Origin of the sequence: Variovorax sp. YR216 (genome assembly GCF_900107745.1) — a bacterium.
GTDB lineage: Bacteria > Pseudomonadota > Gammaproteobacteria > Burkholderiales > Burkholderiaceae_C > Variovorax.
Window position 1 is genome coordinate 165,602 of sequence record NZ_FNRO01000011.1, and the last position, 16,732, is coordinate 182,333.

11 protein-coding genes are annotated in these 16,732 nt (G+C 66.9%); 8 read left to right on the plus strand and 3 right to left on the minus strand.

Annotation, left to right across the window (positions count from 1 at the left end):
• Positions 1-15: 15 nt before the first annotated feature.
• Entirely contained in the window at positions 16-3,516 is a 3,501-nt protein-coding gene (locus BLW05_RS24065; protein WP_093166083.1) for a transglutaminase family protein, read from the minus strand.
• A 99-nt stretch (positions 3,517-3,615) separates the two neighbouring features.
• On the opposite strand from BLW05_RS24065, the gene BLW05_RS24070 reads away from it, so the two are divergent.
• The 3 genes from BLW05_RS24070 (at position 3,616) to BLW05_RS24080 (ending at position 8,594) form a co-directional block, all read left to right on the plus strand.
• Positions 3,616-6,012, plus strand: coding sequence for a DNA internalization-related competence protein ComEC/Rec2 (locus BLW05_RS24070; protein WP_256330469.1), 2,397 nt, complete (start codon positions 3,616-3,618; stop codon positions 6,010-6,012).
• 99 nt (positions 6,013-6,111) lie between these two features.
• The gene (locus tag BLW05_RS24075; protein ID WP_093166084.1) at positions 6,112-7,620 is read left to right on the plus strand and encodes a circularly permuted type 2 ATP-grasp protein; all 1,509 of its coding nucleotides are present in this window, start codon (positions 6,112-6,114) and stop codon (positions 7,618-7,620) included.
• A 17-nt stretch (positions 7,621-7,637) separates the two neighbouring features.
• On the plus strand, positions 7,638-8,594 hold the full coding sequence (locus BLW05_RS24080) for an alpha-E domain-containing protein (protein ID WP_093166085.1): 957 nt from the start codon (positions 7,638-7,640) through the stop codon (positions 8,592-8,594).
• Between the two features lie 117 nt (positions 8,595-8,711).
• Here the strand turns inward: BLW05_RS24080 and glpK are convergent, their stop codons facing one another.
• Positions 8,712-10,205, minus strand: coding sequence for a glycerol kinase GlpK (gene glpK, locus BLW05_RS24085; protein WP_093166086.1), 1,494 nt, complete (start codon positions 10,203-10,205; stop codon positions 8,712-8,714).
• A 166-nt stretch (positions 10,206-10,371) separates the two neighbouring features.
• Positions 10,372-11,133, minus strand: a complete 762-nt coding sequence (locus BLW05_RS24090) for a DeoR/GlpR family DNA-binding transcription regulator (protein ID WP_093166087.1) — start codon at positions 11,131-11,133, stop codon at positions 10,372-10,374.
• A gap of 94 nt (positions 11,134-11,227) precedes the next feature.
• On the opposite strand from BLW05_RS24090, the gene glpD reads away from it, so the two are divergent.
• Genes glpD through BLW05_RS24115 form a run of 5 tightly spaced genes read left to right on the plus strand, consistent with a single transcriptional unit; the run spans position 11,228 to position 16,732 of the window.
• Positions 11,228-12,895, plus strand: coding sequence for a glycerol-3-phosphate dehydrogenase (glpD, locus tag BLW05_RS24095; protein WP_093166088.1), 1,668 nt, complete (start codon positions 11,228-11,230; stop codon positions 12,893-12,895).
• Positions 12,879-13,961, plus strand: coding sequence for an ABC transporter ATP-binding protein (locus BLW05_RS24100; protein WP_093166089.1), 1,083 nt, complete (start codon positions 12,879-12,881; stop codon positions 13,959-13,961). The genes glpD and BLW05_RS24100 overlap by 17 nt, the downstream gene beginning before the upstream one ends.
• Position 13,962: 1 nt before the next feature.
• Positions 13,963-15,033: an ABC transporter ATP-binding protein gene (locus BLW05_RS24105; protein ID WP_093166090.1), complete on the plus strand. Its 1,071-nt coding sequence runs from the start codon at positions 13,963-13,965 to the stop codon at positions 15,031-15,033.
• On the plus strand, positions 15,030-15,923 hold the full coding sequence (locus BLW05_RS24110) for a carbohydrate ABC transporter permease (protein WP_093166091.1): 894 nt from the start codon (positions 15,030-15,032) through the stop codon (positions 15,921-15,923). The genes BLW05_RS24105 and BLW05_RS24110 overlap by 4 nt, the downstream gene beginning before the upstream one ends.
• Positions 15,920-16,732 carry a carbohydrate ABC transporter permease gene (locus BLW05_RS24115; RefSeq protein ID WP_093166092.1) on the plus strand — a complete coding sequence of 271 codons (813 nt, stop codon included), beginning with the start codon at positions 15,920-15,922 and terminating at the stop codon, positions 16,730-16,732. The genes BLW05_RS24110 and BLW05_RS24115 overlap by 4 nt, the downstream gene beginning before the upstream one ends.

A 16,732-nucleotide genomic window follows, 5' to 3' on the forward strand; every position in this document is an offset into this window, starting at 1 on the left:
CTGGATTTGGGGGCGCTACCGTCGCAAGTCGAGCGTGAAAGGAAACTCCCGGCTGCCGCTGATTTCGATCGTCGCCGGCGGCGTGGTCATCAATCCTGGCGTATGGCCCATGCGCGTGAAGCGCGCGTGGCGGCGGCTTTCGGCCTCGTAGGCGTTGACCGGGAAAGTGTCGTAGTTGCGTCCGCCCGGGTGAGCGACGAAGTACTGGCAGCCGCCCAGCGAGCGCTTCATCCAGGTGTCGACGATGTCGAAGGTCAGCGGCGCATGGACGCCGATGGTCGGATGCAGCGACGAGGGCGGATTCCACGCCTTGTAGCGCACGCCCGCGACAAATTCGCCCATGGTGCCGGTCGGCTGCAGCGGCAGCACCTGGCCGTTGACGGTGATGACGTGGCGGCTCTCGTTCATGCCGGTGACGCGGATCTCGACGCGCTCCAGCGACGAGTCGACATAGCGCGCCGTGCCGCCGGGCGCGCCTTCCTCGCCCATCACGTGCCATGGTTCGAGCGCGTTGCGCAGCGACAGCTCCACGCCCATCGCCTGCACCTGCCCGACCAGCGGGAAGCGGAACTCGAAATGCGGCGCGAACCAGTTCGGATCGAAGGGGAAGCCGGCCTGGCGCATCTCGCTGATCACGTCCTCGAAGTCCATCTTCACGAAGGTGGGCAGCAGGAAACGGTCGTGCAGCTCGGTGCCCCAGCGGGTGGCCGGCGCGGCGTAGGGCGCATCCCAGAAGCGGGCGACCAGCGCGCGCAGCAGCAGTTGCTGGGCGACGCTCATGCGTGCGTGGGGCGGCATCTCGAAGGCGCGCAACTCCAGCAGGCCGAGGCGGCCGGTGCTCGTGTCGGGCGAGTACAGCTTGTCGATGCAGAACTCGCTGCGGTGCGTGTTGCCGGTGACGTCGATGAGGATGTTGCGCAGCGTGCGGTCCACCAGCCATGCGGGCATGTTCTGGCCGTAGGTTTCACGGCTGCGCGCGATTTCCTTGAGCGCGATCTCCAGCTCGTAGACCTGGTCATTGCGTGCTTCGTCCACGCGCGGTGCCTGGCTGGTCGGCCCGATGAACATGCCCGAGAACAGATAGCTCAGCGACGGATGGTTGTGCCAGTACAGCAGCAGGCTCGCGAGCAGCTCGGGCCGGCGCAGGAAGGGGCTGTCCGCCGGCGTCGCGCCGCCGAGCACGAAGTGGTTGCCGCCACCGGTGCCGGTGTGGCGGCCGTCGGTCATGAACTTCTCGGCCGACAGGCGCGTCTCGAAAGCCGCGTGGTAGAGGAACTCGGTGTGCTGCACCAGTTCGCCCCAGTTGTGCGCGGGATGGATGTTGACTTCGATGACGCCCGGGTCGGGCGTCACCTGCAGCAGCTTCAGGCGTGGATCGCGCGGTGGCGGATAGCCCTCGATGACGATCTTGACGCCAAGCTCTTCGGCGGTGGCTTCGACCGCGGCGACCAGGTCGAGATAGTCCTCCAGCCGCGCGAGCGGCGGCATGAAGACGTAGAGCACGCCCGAAGCGCTGCCGACCTTTTCCGCCGCCGGCCCGTTGGCGCGGCGCGGGTCGCGCACTTCGACGCACAGCGCGGTGCGAGTGATCCAGTGGGCGGATTCGCCGCGGCGCGGCTGGCGCGTTGCGGCCGGATCCTGCGTGGCGTCGCGCAAGGTCGCGGCTTCGCCCGGCGACTGCATCCGCAGGGCGCTGGGCGTGGCTTGCGGCGTGCCGAAGTCGTAGGGCACCGCGCGGCGATCGGCATCGCCTGCGCCGAATGAACCGGCCACGCCGACGTAGCGTGCGCGGTAGTCGGCAGCGGCGGGCAGCCCGGCGCGCGGCGCGGTCGGGTCGCGTTCGACGAGGTAGGGGTAGTCGCCCTTGCTGGCCCACGGCTGCGAATCGAGTGGAAGCCGATAGCCCATTGGCGAATCGCCGGGCATGAGGTAGAGGCGGTCATCGCGCAGGAACCACGGGCCGGTCTTCCAGCCGGGGCCGGCGAGGGCGGGCGCGTCGGCGTCGGCGTTCGACGCCTCGATCGGCAGCATGTAGCCGATCACCGCATCCAGCTTCTGCGTGAACACGCGCCGCAGGCGCATGCGTTCCATCTCGTCGTCGAGCTTCGAGTCGAAGGGGTCCACGTTCACCGGGAGCCGGCGCTCGCGCCAGAGGTAGTAGTAGACGTCCTCGTAGCCCGGCTGGATGTAGCGCTCGGTCAGGCCGAGGCGTCGCGCCAGCGCATTGGTGAAGCGGCTGGCATCCTCGCTCGTGTAGTTCGTCGGATGCCGTTCGTCCGCGAAGAGATCGGGGTTGTGCCAGATCCTTTCGCCGTCGGCGCGCCAGAGGATCGACAGTGCCCAGCGCGGCAATTGTTCGCCCGGATACCACTTGCCCTGCCCGAAGTGCAGGAAGCCGCCTTCGCCGTATTCGGCGCGCAGCTTTTGCACCAGCTCGGTCGCGTAGCCGCGCTTGGTGGGGCCGAGCGCGTCGGTGTTCCATTCGGCCGCGTCGCGGTCGGAGGTTGCGACATAGGTCGGCTCGCCGCCCATGGTCAGGCGCACGTCGCCGGCCTTCAGGCGCTTGTCCACCGCCTCGCCGAGCGCGAGAACCTCGGCCCACTGTTCTTCGGTGTAGGGCTTGGTGACGCGCGGGGATTCGTAGATGCGCGTGACCTTCATCTCGTGGCCGAATTCGACCTTGGCATCGTCCACCACGCCCTCGATCGGCGCGGCGCTCGAAGGCGTCGGCGTGCAGGCGAGCGGGATGTGGCCTTCGCCAGCCAGAAGGCCCGACGTGGCATCGAGCCCGATCCAGCCTGCGCCCGGCAGGTAGACCTCGCACCAGGCGTGCAGGTCGGTGAAGTCGACCGTGGTGCCGCTCGGGCCGTCCAGCGATTTCACGTCGGGCGTGAGCTGGATCAGATAGCCCGAGACGAAGCGCGCCGCGAGCCCGCAATGCCGCAGCAGCTGTACCAGCAGCCAGCCCGAATCGCGGCACGAGCCCGAGCCCTTGGCCAGCGTTTCCTCCGGCGTCTGCACGCCGGGCTCCATGCGGATCAGGTAGTTGACGTCGTTCTGCACCTGCTGGTTGAGTTGAACCAGAAAGTCGATGGTGCGCTGTTCCTTGCGGTCGATACGGTCGAGATACGCCTGCACCAGCGGCGTGGGCGCATCGGCCACGAGATACGGCGCGAGCTCCTGCGCCTGCGCCTCGGTGTACTTGAAGGGGAAGTTCTCGGCCTGCGGTTCGAGGAAGAAGTCGAACGGGTTGTAGACCGCCATCTCGACGACCAGGTCGACCGTGACCTTGAACGAGGTCGTCTTTTCGGGAAACACCAGCCGCGCGAGGTAGTTCGCGAAAGGGTCCTGCTGCCAGTTGATGAAATGCTGCTCGGGCTCGATGCGCAGCGAGTACGAGATCACGTTGCTGCGGCAGTGCGGCGCAGGTCGCAGGCGGATGACCTGCGGGCCCAATTGCACCGGGCGGTCGTACTTGTAGTGAGTGACGTGGTGGAGCGCGGCGTGAATGGACATGTTGTTCGTCGGTCGTGCCTCGGGGTGAGACGCATACTAGCCGACACAGAAAGCAATTAGCGCGCCAAAAAAGTGGCGTGACAGGGAGCGAATTGAGGTATGCAGGGATGGGATGTCCGCGGCCTGCGGGTGCTGGCCGCCATGCTGGGTCTTATCGTTGGAACGGCGTTGCAATTGCAACAGGCGGCGTTGTGGCGCGAGGCCGGCTATGCGGCGCTCGTGGCGGGAGCGGTGGTCGGCGGGTTCGGGTTGCGCCCGCTGGAGCGGCTGCGGCGCGGCGCGCTCGTCCTCCCGGTGGCGCTGCTGCTCGGCGGCATGGCCGGTGCCGGTCTGGCGGGCTGGCGCGCGGTGTGCTTTGCAGCGGATGCGCTGCCGCCGGCGCTCGAGGGCAGCGATCTGGTGGTGACCGGGGTGGTTGCGCAGATGCCGTTGCGCAACGAAAGCGGATTGCGCTTCGCGCTCGAAGTCGAATCGGCGCGCTGGCCCGGCGCTGCGGATGACCGGCGTGCGCCGCCCCAGGTGCCGCCGCGCATTTCGCTCAGCTGGTATGCGGACGCGAACGGCGAGCCGGGCGCACCGCTGCACGCGGGCGAACGCTGGCGGCTGCCGGTGCGGCTGAAGGCGCCGCATGGCAACCTCAATCCGCACGGATTCGACTACGAGTTGCGCCTGTGGGAGCAGGGCGAGCAGGCCACCGGCTACCTGCGTGGCGGCGTGCCGCCCCCGGAGCGCATCGCGGCGACATGGCGCCATCCGATCGAACGCGCGCGCGAAGCGGTACGCGATGCCATTCTGATGCGCGTCGCCGACCGCCAGAGCGCGGGCGTCATCGCCGCGTTGGTCACCGGCGACCAGGACGCGATCGAGCGTGCCGACTGGGACGTCTTCCGCGCGACCGGCGTGGCGCACCTCATGGCGATCTCGGGGCTCCACGTCACGATGTTCGCCTGGCTTGCCGCGCTGGCGTTCGAGGCCTTGTGGCGCCGCAGCCGCCGCTTGATGCTGCGATGGCCGGCGCAGCATGCGGGGCTTGCCGGCGGCGTGGCGCTCGCAGCGCTCTACGCGGCCTTCAGCGGCTGGGGCGTGCCGTCTCAGCGCACGGTGTGGATGCTCGCGGTCGTCGGCCTGCTCCGGCTCGGCGGGCGGATGTGGCCGTGGCCGTTCGTGTGGCTGCTGGTCTGCGCGGTGGTGGTGGCGATCGATCCGTGGTCGCTGACCCAGCCGGGCTTCTGGCTCAGCTTCGTGGCGGTGGGGGTTCTCTTTGCCGCCGGCAATGGTGCGCCCGACGATGGGCCCTCCGGTATTGCGGCGCGCATCGCCAGGCTGTTGCGCGAGCAGTGGGTCGTGACGCTGGCGCTGACGCCGCTGACCCTGTTGCTGTTTCAGCAGATTTCGGTGGTCGGGCTCCCGGCCAACCTGATCGCGATCCCCTGGGTGACGCTGGTCGTGACGCCGCTTTCGATGCTCGGCCTGCTGCTGCCCTGGCTGTGGGAACCCGCATCATGGGCGGTGCAGGTGCTGTCGTGGCTGTTGCAATGGCTCGCGAGCTGGCCGCTCGCGACCCTGTCGATGCCCACGCCGCCGCTCTGGATGGCCGCCGCGGGCGTCCTGGGCGGCATCCTGCTTGCCATGCGCCTGCCGTGGTCGGTTCGCGCCCTGGGTCTGCCACTTCTGGTGCCGGCGCTGCTCTGGCAGTCCCCGCGCCCGCCGATGGGCGAATTCGAGTTGCTGGCCGCCGACGTGGGGCAGGGCAACGCGGTGCTGGTGCGTACCGCCTCGCACAGCCTGCTCTACGACGCGGGGCCCCGGTACAGCCTCGCGAGCGATGCCGGCCATCGCGTGCTCGTGCCGCTGCTGCGCGCCTTCGGCGAGCGTCTGGACGCTGTCGTTCTGAGCCATCGCGACACGGACCACACGGGCGGCGCGCCGGCGGTGCTGGCGATCCAGCCGAAGGCGAGGCTGCTGAGCTCGATCGAGGCCGACCATCCGCTGCAGGCGCTGCGCAAGGTGGAGCGTTGCATCGCCGGCCAGCGTTGGACTTGGGATGGCGTCGATTTCGAGATCCTCCATCCCGCCGAAAGCGACTACAGCGCCTTCGCCAAGCCCAACGCGATTTCCTGCGTGCTGCGCATCGGGAACGGACGGGCGACCGCGCTGCTGGCCGGCGACATCGAGCGCCTGCAGGAAACCGCGCTGGTGCTGCGGCACGCCGACCTGGCTGCCGACGTGCTGCTGGTGCCGCACCACGGGAGCAAGACTTCGTCGAGTCCTTGGCTGCTCGAAGCGGTGCTCCCGCGCCTCGCGATCGTCCAGGCGGGCTGGCGCAACCGGTTCGGGCATCCCGCGCCGGAAGTGGTGGAACGCTATGCCGACTACGGTATCAGGCTCATCGACACGCCCCATTGCGGCGCCGCGACATGGTCCAGCACCTTGCCGGGCGAAATGTTTTGCCAGAGGAACACGGCGCGGCGCTACTGGCATCACCAGATGTATTGACGGCGCGCAAGCCCGCCAATCAGACCCCTCGTTTCCCCCATCCGGCACCGAAGTTTGGCCTTGAACTTGCTAAGCTATGGTCAAGGAGATTGGTCGTCCATGCACAAATTCGACGAGATGTATGAGCAGGTTCCCTACACCGGCGCTGCCGTCCGGAGCCACTACAAGCGATACGACCAATGGCTCGCGAAGCAACCCGAAGCGGTGATGCGTTCGCGGCGCGAAGAGGCGGAAATGATCTTCCGCCGGGTCGGCATCACCTTCGCCGTCTACGGCGCGAAGGACGAGGATGGGTCGGGCACCGAGCGCCTGATTCCCTTCGACCTCCTGCCGCGCATCATTCCCGCGCACGAGTGGGCATCGATGGAAAAGGGGCTCGTGCAGCGCGTCACCGCGCTCAACCGCTTCATCCATGACGTCTACCACGACCAGGAAATCATCAAGGCCGGCGTCATCCCCGCCGACCAGATCCTGAAGAACGCCCAGTACCGGCCCGAGATGGCGGGCGTGAAGGTGCCCAACGACGTCTATTCGCACATCGCCGGCATCGACATCGTGCGCGCACCCGACGCGAGCGGCAACGGCGAGTACTACGTGCTCGAAGACAACCTGCGCGTGCCCAGCGGCGTGAGCTACATGCTGGAGAACCGCAAGATGATGATGCGGCTCTTCCCGGAGCTGTTCAGCCAGAACCGTATCGCGCCGGTCGCGCACTACCCCGACCTGCTGCTCGAAACCCTGCGCGCCTCCGCGCCGCCGGCCACCGCCGAGCCGACCGTCGTGGTGCTCACGCCCGGCATGTACAACAGCGCCTATTTCGAACACGCCTTCCTCGCGCAGCAGATGGGCGTGGAACTGGTCGAAGGGCAGGACCTCTTCGTCAAGGACAACTTCGTCTACATGCGCACCACGCGCGGGCCGAAGCGCGTCGACGTCATCTACCGGCGCGTGGACGATGACTTCCTCGACCCCGAGGTGTTCCGGCCGACCTCCACGCTCGGCTGCGCCGGCCTCATGCGCGCTTACCGCGAAGGCAACGTCGTGATCTGCAACGCGGTCGGCACCGGCGTGGCGGACGACAAGTCGATCTATCCGTACGTGCCGAAGATGATCGAGTTCTACCTCGGCGAGAAGCCGATCCTCAAGAACGTGCCGACCTACATCTGCCGCAACAAGGACGACCTCGACTACACGCTCGCCAACATGAAGGACCTCGTGGTCAAGGAAGTGCACGGCGCGGGCGGCTACGGCATGCTGATCGGCCCCGCCGCCACGCAGGCCGAGATCGAGGACTTCAAGAAGGCGGTGCTCGCCAAGCCCGATGGCTACATCGCGCAGCCGACGCTGAGCCTGTCGAGCTCGCCCACCTTCGTCGATGCAGGCATCGCGCCGCGCCACATCGACCTGCGGCCCTTCGTGCTGTCGGGCAAGGAGGTGCAGATGGTGCCCGGCGGCCTCACGCGCGTCGCGCTCAAGGAAGGCTCGCTGGTGGTCAACTCGTCGCAGGGCGGCGGCACCAAGGACACCTGGATCCTCGAAGGCGACCGCAGCAACGGGCAACGCTCGCAAGGCCAGTCGCAAACACAAACACAAACGCAAACGTCCTGATCGGGAGCCTTCAGATCATGTTGTCACGCACCGCCGATCACCTCTACTGGATGTCGCGCTACACCGAGCGCGCGGAAAACACCGCGCGCATGCTCGACGTCAACTACCAGACCTCGCTGCTGCCGCAATCGGCCGAAGTCGCCAAGTACGGCTGGCAGGGGCTGTTGTCGATCAGCGAGCTGCTGCCGATGTACAACGAGGACCACGACCAGATCGAACCCAACGAAGTGATGGAGTTCATGGTCAAGGACGAGTCGAATCCTTCGTCCATCCTCTCGTGCCTGCGCGCGGCGCGCGAGAACGCACGCGCGGTGCGCGGCGCGCTCACCACCGAGGCATGGGAGACACAGAACACCACCTGGCTCGAAGTCAACCGCATGCTGCGCGCGGGCGACCTCGAGCGCGACCCGGCGCAGTTCTTCGAATGGGTGAAGTTCCGCTCGCACCTCTCGCGCGGCGTGACGCTCGGCACCATGCTGCAGGACGAGGCCTTCCATTTCTCGCGCCTGGGCACCTTCCTCGAACGGGCCGACAACACCGCACGGCTCGTGGACGTGAAGTTCCACGCCCTCAACAGCGAGTTCTTCGGCACCGCCACCGAGGAAGACCAGGAGTACGACTTCTATCACTGGAGCGCGATCCTGCGCAGCGTCTCGGCCTTCGAGGTCTATCGCAAGGTCTATCGCGACGTGATCAAGCCGGAGCGCGTGGCCGAGTTGCTGATCCTGCGTGCGGACATGCCGCGCTCGCTGCATGCGAGCCTCGTCGAAGTGGTGAACAACCTCGACAAGGTAAAGAACGACCAGAGCGCGGAAACGCAGCGCCGTGCGGGCAAGCTGCTGGCGGATCTTCAGTACGCGACGGTGGACGAGATCCTTGCGACGGGTTTGCATGCGTATCTCACGCAGTTCCTCGATCGCGTGAACGAACTCGGGTGGCGCATCAGCCAGGACTTCCTCGTCCCCGCCCAGTGATTGTTGCTCGCCCCCAGGCTCGCGCACTTCGTGTCGCTCTCCACCCCCTACCGGGGGCAATACCAGCGGCCCGGCAGAGCCGGTTCCGCGGTATTCCTGGCCTGAGGGGCGCGCGCTTCAGCTGGCTGTAGCTTGACGAATGGCGCGCTCCCAGCGCGCCATCGCTTCGTCCGCCTTGTCGCGGCTCAGCGTCGGCATGAAGCGGCGCTCGACGCGCCAGAGCTTCGAGAGCTCGCTCACGTCGCTGTAGAAGCCGGTCGACAGCCCCGCGAGATACGCGGCGCCGAGCGCAGTGGTCTCGGTCACCTCGGGCCGCACCACCGGGATGCCGAGCAGGTCGGCCTGGAACTGCATCAGCAGGTTGTTGACGCAGGCGCCGCCGTCCACGCGCAGTTCGGCCACCGGGGTGCCGCCCGCCGCGACCGCATCGCGGCTCATGGCCTGCAGCAGCGCGGCGCTCTGGTAGGCGATGCTTTCGAGCGCCGCACGCGCGATATGCGCCACTGTGGTGCCTCGCGTCAGGCCGGTGATGATGCCGCGTGCTTCCGCGTCCCAATACGGTGCGCCGAGGCCGGTGAAGGCCGGCACCATCATCACGCCGCCCGCATCGGGCACGCTTTCGGCCAATGCCTGCACATGCGCGCTGCCGGGAATGGCCTTGAGCCCGTCGCGCAGCCACTGCACCACCGCGCCGCCGACGAAGACGCTGCCCTCCATCGCGTATTGCGGCTTCGTGCCGGTCTGCGCGGCGCTGGTCACGAGCAGGCCGTTGTGCGACGGCTGGAAGTCGCCGCCGGTGTGCATCAGCATGAAGCAGCCGGTGCCATAGGTGTTCTTCGCCATGCCGGCCTCGAAGCAGGCTTGGCCGAAAAGGGCGCTTTGCTGGTCGCCGGCCACACCGCCGATTGGCAGGCTGCGATCGAAGAGACCTGCCGCGGTATCGGCGAAATGCGCGCTCGACGGCTTGACCTCCGGCATCAGCGAGGCGGGGATGTCGAGCGCCTTCAGCAACTCGGCGTCCCACTGGTTGGTGTGCACATCGAAGAGCATCGTGCGCGAGGCGTTGCTCACGTCGGTCACGTGCACCTTGCCGGCGGTGAGCTGCCAGATGAGCCAGCTGTCGACGGTGCCGAAGGCCAGCTCTCCGAGTTCGGCCCGCGCGCGCACTCCCGGCACGTTGTCGAGCAGCCAGCGCAGCTTGGTGCCGGAGAAGTAGGCGTCGATCACGAGGCCGGTCTTTTCCTGGATCGTGCCGGCCATGCCGTCCTCGCGCAGCCGCGCGCACAGGGGCTCGGCACGGCGGTCCTGCCACACGATCGCGTGATGCACCGGGTGCCCCGTCTTGCGGTCCCACACCACCGTGGTTTCGCGCTGGTTCGTGATGCCGATCGCATGGATGTCCTTGGCAGTCAGCTTCGCCTTGGCGAGCACGTCGCGCGCGGTGGCGAACTGGTCGTTCCAGATCTGCATCGCGTCGTGCTCCACCCAGCCGGGCTGGGGATAGATCTGCGGCAACTCGCGCTGCGCGATGGCGACGATGCGGCTCTCACGGTCGAAGACGATGCTGCGCGAGCTCGATGTGCCCTGGTCGAGGGCAAGCAGGTAGGTCATGCGTCAATTGCTCCTGGAGTCCGTTCGGATTGTCTTCCCGCCGCGCCGCGTAGCGCGCCCTTCGGGAGCTGCCGCGGAACCGGCTCTGCCGGGCCGCCAGCAGCGCCCCCGGCAGGGGGGTGGCGAAGCGACACGAAGTGCGCGCAGCCTGGGGGCGAGCAACAGTTCATGCAATCACGCAGCGTACTTGCGCGCGTTCGATCAATTCCGGGAAGGGCGGTGGAGGTTCCGCGTCGGTAAACAGGCAATCGATCTGCGAAAGCTTTGCAAGCTCGATCATCGCGGGCCGGTTGAACTTGCTCGCGTCGGCGGCCAGCCACACCTCGCGCGCCTGCGCGATGATGGTCTGCGCCACCTTCACCTCGCGCAGGTCGAAGTCCCGCAGCGTGCCGTCGGCCTCGATGCTCGACACGCCGATCAGCGCGATGTCGACCTTGAACTGCCGGATGAAATCCACCGTCGCCTCGCCGACGATCGCGCGGTCGCGCAGCCGCACCGAGCCGCCGGCCACGATCACCTCGCAGTTCGGGTTGTCGCTCAGGATCGTCGCCACATTGAGGTTGTTGGTGATCACGCGCAGCCCGGTGTGCCCGAGCAGCGCTTTCGCGATCGCCTCGGTGGTCGTGCCGATGTTCAGGATCAGCGAACAGTCGTTTGGCACCTTCGACGCCACCGCGCGCGCAATGCGCGCCTTGCCATCGGCATGCAGGTTCTCGCGCTGCTGGTAGCCGATGTTCTCGGTGGTCGAGCTCGGCACCCGCACGCCGCCATGAAAGCGAGTGAGCAGGCCTGCGTCGGCCAGCCGCTGCACGTCGCGGCGCACGGTTTGAAGGGTCACGCCGAGCATGTTGGCCAGTTCGTCGACGTTGATCGACCCGCGCGAGCGCACGGTGTTGAGGAGCTTGAGTTGTCGGGGGTTCGAGTTCACGGGGCAGAAGGGAGGGGCGAATGAATTTAGAACGAAAAGAAACGAATGGACTTAAGGGTTAACGCCGACGAAAATCGCGTACTAAGGAACCAAAATGAAAAGATTCGAACACGAATTCCCTTCAAATCGCGCCTCGCGCCAACCTGGAGACCCCGTTTTCGTGCGTGCTCCCCAAGCGTCATCCGCCGCAACCGAGGCCGACTGCGACGTCCTGATCGTCGGCGGCGGCATCAACGGCTGCGGCATCGCACGTGACCTCGCGGGGCGCGGCTGGCGCGTCATCCTCTGCGAGAAGGACGACCTCGCGGCCCACACTTCATCTTCGTCCACGAAGCTGATTCACGGCGGACTTCGCTACCTGGAGTACTACGAGTTTTCGCTCGTGCGCAAGGCGCTGCAGGAGCGCGAGGTGCTGCTGAAAAGCGCACCGCACATCATGTGGCCGCTGCGTTTCGTCATGCCCCACGACCCCTCGATGCGGCCGGCCTGGATGATCCGCATGGGGCTCTTCATGTACGACCATCTCGCCAGGCGCGAGGTGCTGCCCGGTTCGCGCAGCGTGGACCTGCGAAAGCACAAGGCCGGCGAACCGCTCAAAAGCGCGTTCAAACGCGGCTTCGTTTATTCGGATGGCTGGGTGGACGACGCGCGCCTGGTGGTGCTGAATGCGCTCGATGCGCGCGAGCGCGGCGCCGAGGTGCTCACCCGCACCCGTTGCGTGAGCGCGCAGCGCAGCGCCGACGCATGGACCGCCGTGCTCGAAGGCCCCGGAGGCCGGCGCACCGTGCGCGCCCGCGCGGTCGTCAACGCGGCGGGGCCGTGGGCCGAAGCCTTCCTGCGCGGCGTGGCCCGCTCGGCGCGCGACGAGGCGCTCGCCACCCGGCACCTGCGTCTCGTGAAGGGCAGCCACATCATCGTGCCGCGCGTGTTTGCACATGACCATGCCTACATCTTCCAGAACCCGGACAAGCGGATCATCTTCGCGATCCCGTACCAGGACGACTTCACGCTGATCGGCACGACCGACATCGAGCTGCCCGGCGACGACCCCGGCGCAGCGCGCATCAGCGACGACGAGGTCGACTACCTCTGCACGCAGGCCAGCCGCTATTTCGAAAAGCCGATCAAGCCCTCGGATGTGGTCTGGACCTACTCCGGCGTGCGCCCGCTGCTCGACGACGCCTCGGGCGACCCGTCCGCCGTCACGCGCGACTACCTGCTCGAATCCAACACCGCCGCCGCGCCGCTGCTGTCGGTGTGGGGCGGCAAGATCACCACCTTCCGCAAGCTGGCGGAAGACGCCGCCGCTGAAGTCGGCCTCATGCTTGGCGATGCGCGCAAGCCGTGGACCGAAGGCGCCTTCCTGGCGGGCGGCGATCTGTCGGCATGGATCGGCCCGACGAGCCGCACATCGCGCCCCGATGTCGACTTCGAGCGCTTCGTCGCCGAAGTGCGCAAGCGCCATCCGTGGCTCGACGCCGGCATCGCGCGGCGCCTTGCACGCGCTTACGGCGCACGCATCACCGAGGTCATCGGCGACGCACGGTCGATGGCCGACCTCGGCCCCGCTGTCGCCCCCGGCCTGCACGAGCGCGAGTTGCGCTACCTGCAGAACGAGGAATGGGCGTGCAGCGGCGACGACGTGCTCTGGCGGCGCTCCAAGCTCGGCCTGCACTACACCCGCGTCGAGCGCGAGCAGGTCAACACGTGGATGCAGGTCCATGAACCCGACAAAGAGGAGGTCCATGCAGCTGTCACTTGACCGCGTCTCCAAGAAGGTGGGCGCGCAGACCTGGCTCTATCCGCAGAGCATCGCGCCGCGCAGCGGCGCGGTCACCGTGCTGCTCGGCGCCACACAGGCCGGCAAGACGAGCCTCATGCGGCTCATGGCCGGCCTCGACGCGCCCACCGAGGGCAAGGTCTTCGTTGACGGCAAGGACGTCACCGGCGTGCCGGTTCGCGAGCGCAACGTCGCGATGGTCTACCAGCAATTCATCAACTACCCCTCCCTCAAGGTCGCCGAGAACATCGGCTCGCCGCTCAAGCTGCGCGGCGAAAAGAACATCGAAGCCCGCGTGCGCGAGCTGGCCGACAAGCTGCACATCGGCATGTTCCTCGACCGCTATCCCGCCGAACTCTCAGGCGGCCAGCAGCAGCGCGTGGCGCTCGCGCGTGCCCTGGCGAAGAACGCGCCGCTGATGCTGCTCGACGAGCCGCTCGTCAACCTGGACTACAAGCTGCGCGAGGGCCTGCGCGAAGAACTCACGCACTTGTTTGCAAGCGGTGATTCAACCGTGATCTACGCCACCACCGAACCCGGCGAGGCGCTGCTGCTCGGCGGCTACACCGCGGTGATGGATGCCGGCGAACTGCTGCAATACGGCCCGACCGCCGAAGTCTTCCACGCGCCGCAATCGCTGCGCGTGGCCCGCGCCTTCAGCGATCCGCCGATGAACCTCATGGCCGGACGCACGGTGGCCGACGGTGCGCAGATCGACGGCGGCCCGCTGCTGCCGCTGGCGCTGCCGCCCGAAGTCGAAGGCCCGGTGACCATCGGCGTGCGCGCCAGCGCCTTCGACGTGCGCCCCACCGAAGGCGAAATGGCCTTGCCCGGCAAGGTGGAGCTGGCGGAAATCTCGGGCTCCGACACCTTCGTGCACGTCGAAACGCTGGTCGGTGAAGTGGTGGCGCAACTCACCGGCGTGCACCGCTTCGAGCTCGGCGCGGCGATCACGCTGTACTTCAGCGCATCGCAAGCCTACGTGTTCGACAGCAGCGAGCGGCTCGCGGTCGCGCCCGAGTGGCGCAGGAAGAAGGGCTGGCACTGACATGGCACGCATCGACCTCGACCTCGCGCACGCCTACCGGCCCAACCCCACGCAGGACAGCGACTATGCGCTGCTGCCGCTGAAGATGAGCTTCCGCGACGGTGGCGCCTACGCCTTGCTGGGCCCTTCGGGCTGCGGCAAGACCACGATGCTCAACATCATCTCGGGCCTGCTGGTGCCGTCCAAAGGCACCGTCAAGTTCAACGGCCGCGACGTCACACTGGAGACGCCGCAGCAGCGCAACATCGCGCAGGTATTCCAGTTCCCGGTGATCTACGACACCATGACCGTGGCGCAGAACCTGGCGTTTCCGCTGCGCAACCGCAACATGCCGGCCGAACAGATCCGCAGGCGCGTCGGCGAGATCGCGGAGATGCTCGACCTGAGCGGCCAGCTCAACCAGCGCGCCGCGGGCCTCGCGGCCGATGCCAAGCAGAAGATCTCCCTCGGCCGCGGCCTCGTGCGCAGCGACGTGTCGGCGGTGCTCTTCGACGAACCGCTGACCGTCATCGACCCGCATCTCAAGTGGCAGCTGCGGCGCAAACTCAAGCAGATCCATCGCGAACTCAAGCTCACGCTGATCTACGTCACGCACGACCAGGTCGAGGCGCTCACCTTCGCCGAGGAAGTGGTCGTCATGACGCGCGGCAAAGCGGTGCAGATCGGCACCGCCGAAGCGCTGTTCGAACGGCCCGCCCACACCTTCGTCGGCCACTTCATCGGCTCGCCGGGCATGAACTTCCTGCCGGTCACCAGCACCGGCGGCATGCTCGACATCGCTGGCGCGCGCCTGCCGGCCGCGCGCGAGCTGCCCGAAGGCCCTCTCAAGCTCGGCATCCGCCCCGAATACGTCACGCTGGTCGAAGCCAGCACGCCCGGCGCGGTGCCCGCCGTGCTCACCCAATCGCAGGATGTCGGCACACACGTGATGCTGACTGCGCGGCTCGGTGAAAGCACGGTGAAAGCGCGTCTTGCCCCCGACGCGCCGTTGCCCGAAGTCGGCAGCACCGTGTGGCTGCGGATAGTCGGCACCAAGAGCTGCTTTTACCGTGATGAGGAGCTGGTCGCATGAACGGTACCAACAAGCCTCTCAATCAAAAGGCATGGTGGCTCGTCCTGCCGGTGCTGCTCTGCGTGGCCTTCTCGGCCATCGTGCCGCTGATGACGGTGGTCAACTACTCGGTGCAGGACATCATCTCGCCCGAGCGCCGCGTCTTCGTCGGCACCGAGTGGTTCGCCTCGGTGATGCGCGACGACGAGCTGCACGCCGCGCTGTGGCGGCAACTTGGCTTCTCGCTCGCGGTGCTGCTGGTGGAGATCCCGCTCGGCATCATGCTCGCGCTTTCGATGCCATCCACCGGCTGGAAGGCGTCGGCGGTGCTCGTCATCGTCGCGCTGTCGCTGCTGATCCCGTGGAACGTCGTCGGCACCATCTGGCAGATCTTCGGCCGCGCCGACATCGGCCTCTTCGGCTACGCGCTGCAGAAGATCGGCATCGACTACAACTACACCGGCAATGCGCGCCATGCGTGGCTCACGGTGCTGCTGATGGATGTGTGGCACTGGACGCCGCTCGTCGCGCTGCTGTGCTTCGCGGGCCTGCGCGCAATCCCCGATGCCTACTACCAGGCCGCGCGCATCGACGGCGCGAGCAAGTTCGCCGTGTTCCGCTACATCCAGCTGCCCAAGATGCGCGGCGTGCTCGTCATCGCAGTGCTGCTGCGCTTCATGGACAGCTTCATGATCTACACGGAGCCCTTCGTCCTCACCGGCGGCGGGCCGGGCAACGCGACCACCTTCCTGAGCCAGTACCTCACGCAGAAAGCGGTCGGCCAGTTCGACCTCGGCCCGGCGGCTGCGTTCTCGCTGATCTACTTCCTCATCATCCTGCTGCTGTGCTTCGTGCTCTACAACTGGATGCTGCGTGTCGGCACGCAGGATCTTGGAGGGGAAGAGAAATGAACGAAGACCGCTTCCAGAAGCGCACCCTGTTCATGGTGCTGTATCTCATCTTCGCGCTGTTGCCCATCTACTGGATGATCAACATGAGCTTCAAGACGAACGAGGAGATCCTGTCGAGCTTCTCGTTCCTGCCGCAGACCTTCACCTGGGACAACTACCGGCGCATCTTCACGGACGAATCCTGGTACTCCGGCTACATCAACAGTCTGATCTACGTCGTCATCAACACCGTCATTTCGCTGTGCGTGGCGCTGCCTGCCGCGTATGCGTTCTCGCGCTATTCCTTCCTCGGTGACAAGCACGTCTTCTTCTGGCTGCTGACCAACCGCATGACGCCACCGGCGGTCTTCCTGCTGCCGTTCTTCCAGCTCTATTCGACGGTCGGTCTGATGGATACGCACATCGGCGTCGCGCTCGCGCACCTGCTGTTCAACGTGCCGCTCGCGGTGTGGATTCTCGAAGGCTTCATGAGCGGCATCCCGCGCGAGATCGACGAGACGGCCTACATCGACGGCTACTCCTTCCCGCGCTTCTTCCTCACCATCTTCCTGCCGCTCATCAAGGCGGGCGTCGGCGTCGCGGCCTTCTTCTGCTTCATGTTCAGCTGGGTCGAGCTGCTGCTTGCGCGCACCCTCACCAGCGTCAACGCGAAGCCCATCGTCGCGACGATGACCCGCACGGTGAGCGCATCCGGCATGGACTGGGCCACGCTCGCGGCGGCCGGTGTGCTCACCATCGTGCCCGGCGCCATTGTCATCTGGTTCGTGCGTCACTACATCGCCAAAGGCTTCGCGATGGGGAGGGTTTGA

Coding starts and splice junctions, on each gene's coding strand:
- BLW05_RS24065 (WP_093166083.1), bottom strand. CDS start 3,516: ATGTCCATTCACGCCGCGCTCCACCACGTCACTCACTACAAGTACGAC.
- glpK (WP_093166086.1), bottom strand. CDS start 10,205: ATGACCTACCTGCTTGCCCTCGACCAGGGCACATCGAGCTCGCGCAGC.
- BLW05_RS24115 (WP_093166092.1), top strand. CDS start 15,920: ATGAACGAAGACCGCTTCCAGAAGCGCACCCTGTTCATGGTGCTGTAT.
- glpD (WP_093166088.1), top strand. CDS start 11,228: ATGAAAAGATTCGAACACGAATTCCCTTCAAATCGCGCCTCGCGCCAA.
- BLW05_RS24070 (WP_256330469.1), top strand. CDS start 3,616: ATGCAGGGATGGGATGTCCGCGGCCTGCGGGTGCTGGCCGCCATGCTG.
- BLW05_RS24100 (WP_093166089.1), top strand. CDS start 12,879: ATGCAGCTGTCACTTGACCGCGTCTCCAAGAAGGTGGGCGCGCAGACC.
- BLW05_RS24105 (WP_093166090.1), top strand. CDS start 13,963: ATGGCACGCATCGACCTCGACCTCGCGCACGCCTACCGGCCCAACCCC.
- BLW05_RS24075 (WP_093166084.1), top strand. CDS start 6,112: ATGCACAAATTCGACGAGATGTATGAGCAGGTTCCCTACACCGGCGCT.
- BLW05_RS24110 (WP_093166091.1), top strand. CDS start 15,030: ATGAACGGTACCAACAAGCCTCTCAATCAAAAGGCATGGTGGCTCGTC.
- BLW05_RS24080 (WP_093166085.1), top strand. CDS start 7,638: ATGTTGTCACGCACCGCCGATCACCTCTACTGGATGTCGCGCTACACC.